This is a genomic window from Dietzia sp. B44 (assembly GCF_014145245.1).
Classification (GTDB): Bacteria; Actinomycetota; Actinomycetes; order Mycobacteriales; family Mycobacteriaceae; genus Dietzia; species Dietzia natronolimnaea.
In genome coordinates this window covers 1-513 of sequence record NZ_JAALEF010000501.1, presented here as the reverse complement: position 1 = coordinate 513, position 513 = coordinate 1, and the positions used below count along the sequence as shown (strand labels likewise).

General features: G+C 69.0%; 1 protein-coding gene. It reads left to right on the top strand.

Annotated elements, in window-relative coordinates; translation table 11 throughout:
- Nucleotides 1-84: 84 nt before the first annotated feature.
- Nucleotides 85-513, top strand: a 429-nt coding sequence (locus G6017_RS14930; RefSeq protein WP_182618062.1) for a DnaJ domain-containing protein, incomplete at its 3' end; no start/stop codon positions are given.

Sequence of the window (513 nt, the reverse complement as noted above, 5' to 3'; positions counted from 1 at the left end):
CCGCACACCGGCGGTCGAGGTGGAAAAGTGAGACTTCGGGTAAGTAGGAACTGATCAGGAACCGATAGGGAAAGGAGGCGTCTGGTGAGTCAGCGCGAATGGGTCGAGAAGGACTACTACGCCGAACTGGGCGTCTCCAAGTCCGCCACGGCGGACGAGATCCGCAAGGCGTACCGCAAGCTCGCGAGCGACAACCACCCGGACAAGAACCCGGGGAACAAGGCCGCCGAGGAGAAGTTCAAGCGGGTCGGCGAGGCCAACAGCGTCATCGGCGACCCCGCCAAGCGCAAGGAGTACGACGAGTTCCGGGCGCAGGTGTCCTCCGGCGGGTTCGGCGGCTTCGCGCCTCCCGGTGGGGGCCGATACACCACCACCGGCGGTGACTTCGACATCGGCGACCTCTTCGGAGGGGCCGCGGGTGCGGGCGGAGCCGGTGGGGCCGGGGGCTTCTCCGATCTCTTCGGCGGCCTGTTCAACCAGGGCGGCGGCCGCGGCGGCGGGGCCGGCGCGGGC